General features: G+C 66.2%; 3 protein-coding genes and 1 pseudogene. 2 read left to right on the forward strand and 2 right to left on the reverse strand.

Annotation, left to right across the window (positions count from 1 at the left end):
- Positions 1-1,022: helix-turn-helix transcriptional regulator (locus C492_RS24115; RefSeq protein ID WP_008420665.1), on the forward strand; the 1,022-nt coding region annotated here is incomplete at its 5' end.
- Between the two features lie 245 nt (positions 1,023-1,267).
- Here the strand turns inward: C492_RS24115 and C492_RS03955 are convergent.
- Positions 1,268-2,263, reverse strand: coding sequence for a radical SAM protein (locus C492_RS03955; RefSeq protein WP_008420666.1), 996 nt, complete (start codon positions 2,261-2,263; stop codon positions 1,268-1,270).
- A gap of 151 nt (positions 2,264-2,414) precedes the next feature.
- Between C492_RS03955 and C492_RS03960 the strand changes: the two genes are divergently transcribed.
- Positions 2,415-3,527 carry a DUF373 family protein gene (locus C492_RS03960; RefSeq protein WP_049892687.1) on the forward strand — a complete coding sequence of 371 codons (1,113 nt, stop codon included), beginning with the start codon at positions 2,415-2,417 and terminating at the stop codon, positions 3,525-3,527.
- A 317-nt stretch (positions 3,528-3,844) separates the two neighbouring features.
- On the opposite strand, the pseudogene C492_RS03965 reads toward C492_RS03960, so the two are convergent.
- Positions 3,845-4,471, reverse strand: a pseudogene (locus C492_RS03965) (polyprenyl synthetase family protein); the annotation flags it as partial.
- Between the last annotated feature and the right edge of the window lie 13 nt (positions 4,472-4,484).

Raw genomic sequence — 4,484 nt, forward strand, 5'->3', positions numbered from 1 at the left:
AGTACGGCGAGGAGATCGCAGACGGCGAACGCGAGGGAGTCTACGATCGGAGTATGTTCGACCCCCACGTCGAGGCGGCCGCGGACGCGACCGACCGCGAGATGGCGATTCGGGGTGCCGGTTGGAACGAACCGCGGCTCCGCTCCCCGGACGGTTCGGAACCGACGGTCGGCGTGCTCTCGTACTCGTTTACCTGGACCGAGTTCGCGGCGGTCAACGGGACCCGGATCCACGTCGGAGACGCGTTTCAGGGCGCCGACGGACCGTGGCTGTCGGCGCTCGTCGCGGATCAACGCCTCGTGATCCAGTCCCCGTCGAACCACGGGTTCCACGACTACAACCTTCCGGTGAGCCCCCAGGATAGCGCCCTCGTCGTCGACGGCCCCTACCAGTTCAGCGAGGACGAACTCGAGGTGACGTTCCTTCGCGGCGCCGGCGAGGGGGCGACCGGAGGCACCGGCGGATCGCTTCCCGCGAGCGCCGAACTGCTCCTGGGCGGACTGGTCGTCCTCGCGGTGGGGATCGCGGCGGCGAGCTACGCGCTGGCGCGTCGGTCGTCCGATCCCGACTGGTCCCCCGCGGCGCGGATCGTCGACACCGTCGCCTCCGAGAGGCGGGACCGAGCGGACGACTCGCCTCAACGGTCCGGCTCGAGCGGGTCGTCCGACCGGCGGGACTCGAATCGTCCTGCCGCGCCCGAAACTCGAGCACCCGACACCACCCGTCGCGAGGCGACGACAGAATCGGCCGGCCAGACGTTCGCGTACGTCGAGGAGTCAGACGAACGGACCGAGACGATCGATCCCGAACTGTTGAGCGACGAGGAGCGAGTGCTCCGGCTGCTCCGGCGTAACGGGGGCCGGATGAAACAGGGCTCGATCGTCTCCGAGACGGGCTGGTCGAACGCGAAGGTGTCGCAGCTACTCTCGCAGATGGCCGAGGACGGCGAGATCGATAAGCTCCGAATCGGCCGCGAGAACCTCATCACGCTGCCGGAAGTCGATCCGACGGAGCTCGACTGACGGTCCCTTTTGCGCGAGCAGGACACCGGTTGACTTCCTGTTCCCGGGTCGTGTGGCTCTCGCCGTCGCTCGAGCCACACACCAGGCTCAAAATGCAGAGCACGCCGATGACGTCCGCTCGACGACCTGCCCGTCGTCGGTCGGATACCGCGTCGCGACCTTTTTCTCGTCGGGTTCGCTCCGCTCACCCTCCTCCAAAAATCTCGACCAAAAAGCCGCTCGCTCACGTCGTTCGCTCGCGGTACTTACGCTAACGGCGTCCGCTCGACGACCTGCCCGTCGTAGGTCGGATACTGTTCGACGATCTCGCCGTCGTCGAGGTCGCCCTCCTCGATCATCTCCTCGAGCAGCCACCAGGCGATCTCGACGTGGTCGGACTTGACGGTGTAGAACTCCTCGGGGACGCCCAGATCGACGAACCGCTCGGGGTCGGCGTACGTTTTCCCGTAGACGAGCGTGCCGTCGTCGGTGACGTCGTCGAACTCCCGGCGGACGTTGCGGGCGGCCCGCTTCAGCCGACGGCGGTGCTGGGCCGCGTCCTTGAAAACGGAGGTACAGAAGTAGACCCGTTCGTGGTCGCCCATCACCTCGAGGATCTCCTCGCGAGAGCCGTCGACGGCGCTCATGTGGCCCTCCTTGAGCTCGTACCCCTCCTCTTGCATCCGGCGGTAGTTCCCGTCGGACATCTCGAACTCGTTGACGTTGCAGAACTCGGCGGCGCCCTCGTCGAGAAACTCCAGAAACTCCTCTTCGGCGCGGATGCCCGGGATCTCGAAGGCGGGGGTGAGCCCCTCCTCGCGAGCGACGTGGAGGATCTCCTCCCACTCGGTGCCGTGCATGTCGCCCCACAGCTCGTAGGGGGGGTGGAAGCGGATCTCGTCGAGGCCGGCCTCCGAGAGCTTGCGCATATTCTCGCGACCCCCCGTAATACCGGTGTAGAGGTGGGTGTGGTGGTCCTCGCCGAATTCGTCCTTGAGGAGTTCGAGGTAGTGGCAGGTGCGCTCGAGGGCCTCCTGGGGTTCGCCGCCGGTGATCGAGGTGCCCAGGGCGTCCATCCGGTGGGCCTCCTCGAGGACGTCCTCGTCGCGTTCGACCTGCCGTTCGTTCGCGTAGACGTCGGTGACGTTCTTGCGGTTCTCGCCGAGCGGGCAGTAAAAGCAGTCGCGCTGGTCGCAGTAACCGTAGACGAACAGCACCATCTTGCCGCCTTTCGCGCACTGCTCACAGCCCTTCGATATCATTCGAAGGAACGTAACCCGCCGAGCCCCAAAAACTGTGCGGAACGGCCGCGTCGGATCCTGTCCGTGGTTCACACGCGACGGACGTCGACGCCAGCCCGGAATTTCGTCGCTCCCAGAAGACCGAAATACCGCGGTGTCCAACCACGACTCGATGCTGTTGGTCCTGTGTGTCGACCTCGACGACGACCTCGGCCGGAAGACCGAGTTCACGACGCCGGTGATCGGCCGAGACGCCGTCGAGGAGGCAGCCGTTGCGCTGGCGACCGCGGACCCGGAGGACTCCGACGTCAACGTCGCCTTTCAGGGCGTCCACATCTACGACGACCTCGCCGCCCGGGACGAGAGCGTCGAGGTTGCGATCGTCACCGGCAACGAGGACGGCGACGTCGACGCCAACCGCGAGGTCGGCGACGAGGTCGACACCGTCCTCGCGAGCCTCTCGACGGCCGAGGACGTCACCGCTCTGGTCGTCACCGACGGCGCGCAGGACGAGTCGGTCATCCCCGTCGTCCGCTCGCGGGTTCCGATCGACGGCGTTCGCCGCGTCGTCGTCAGGCAGGCCCAGAACCTCGAGTCGATGTACTACACGTTCAAACAGGTACTCGACGATCCCGAGACCCGCGGTACCGTGCTCATTCCGCTGGGTATCCTCCTGCTCATTTACCCGCTCGCGCTGGCCGGGACGATTCTCGAGATGCCCGCCGTCGTCCTCGGCATGACCTCGACGCTGCTCGGCCTCTATCTCATCTCGCGGGGCCTCGGCCTCGGCGAGCGACTCGACGACGCGGTCGAGTGGGCGCGCCGATCGCTGTACGCCGGTCGCACCACCCTGCTTGCGTACGTCGTCGCCGCCGCGTTGCTCGTCCTCGGCGGCGTCAGCGGCGCGGCCGAACTCGAGCGGGTGCAGGCCGAGACGGCCGGCGACGTCGGCGTTCCCGTCATGCTGTCGGCGCTGCTGTACGGGTCGGTCCAGTGGTTCGCCGCCGCCGGCGTCACGACCAGTCTCGGACAGATCACCGACGAGTACATCGCGGGTCGGCTCGAGTGGCGCTACCTCAACGCCCCGTTTTACGTCGTCTCGATCGCGATCGTTCTCTACGCGGTGAGCGCGTACTTCCTCGATATCGTCGGCCTCCCCGTCCTCGCGACCGCGCTGACCGCGGGCACGCTGCTAGGGATCGTCAGTACGCTCGCGTTCGCGGTCGCCGAGTCGCGCTTCTCGGACGAGGAGAGCGAGGAGACGCGCCGAACCGAAAGCGCGTAAACTACCCCACAGGGTGTCATAGAATACGTCTCACACCCGCTATTTGATGATTATAGCAGTCTCATTCTACGCTTCCACCAGCGTTTGAGCTGCTCTCGTGTTTTATCCATCCTACCTGACCGAGAATAATGTTGCTTGAGAACTATTGTATGACACCCTCTACCCCACCCTACTCCCTCGGCGCATACGTGCCTCGGTCCTTGAGAGTGGGGCTTTGATGTGGACTTCCGGCAATCAGTCACCGGTAATAGGCCGGTGACTTCCCCTTCAGTTGCTCCTTGAGAGCGGAGGCTCCATCGTAAACGTGCTGAGACCGATCACCGCTCGCGCTCGACGACGAACTCCGCGAGCTCGCGCAGGTACTCCCGGGCCTCGCGGTCGACGGCGTCGACCCGTTCCAGGGCGTCGATGGCCCGGTCGGCCTCCGCGCGGGCGCGGGCGTTCGCCTCCTCCGGGGAGAGGTCGGTCACCTGAACGACGGAGGGGCGCTCGAGGGCGGCGTCGTGACCCGTCGGCTTCCCCAGCTCCTCGGGGTCCGCGACGGCGTCGAGGACGTCGTCTCTGATCTGGAAGGCGACGCCGACCCGTTCGGCGTACTCGCCCAGCGCCTCGACGGTAAACGGGTCCGAATCGGCGGCGATCGCGCCGAGTTCGGCCGCGGCCCGGAACAGAGCCCCGGTCTTTCGGCGGGCGAGAGTCATGTACTCCTCCTCGTTGGAGGGTTGAGAGGAGAGCTCGGTCGCCTCGCCGACGCCCAGCTCGACCATCGCCTCGGCGACGACCTGGGTCGCGTTCGGATCCGCGGAGAAGAGCGCGAACGCCTCCCCGAGCAGCCCGTCGCTGGTGATGATCGCGGGGCCGTAACCGAACTCGGCCCAGGCGCTTGCGGTTCCCCGACGGAGATCGGAACGGTCGATAATGTCGTCGATCACCAGCGAGGCTGTCTCTTATACACAT

This window comes from Natronococcus jeotgali DSM 18795, from assembly GCF_000337695.1.
In the GTDB taxonomy this organism is placed as follows: domain Archaea; phylum Halobacteriota; class Halobacteria; order Halobacteriales; family Natrialbaceae; genus Natronococcus; species Natronococcus jeotgali.

Coding starts and splice junctions, on each gene's coding strand:
- C492_RS03960 (WP_049892687.1), top strand. CDS start 2,415: ATGCTGTTGGTCCTGTGTGTCGACCTCGACGACGACCTCGGCCGGAAG.
- C492_RS03955 (WP_008420666.1), bottom strand. CDS start 2,263: ATGATATCGAAGGGCTGTGAGCAGTGCGCGAAAGGCGGCAAGATGGTG.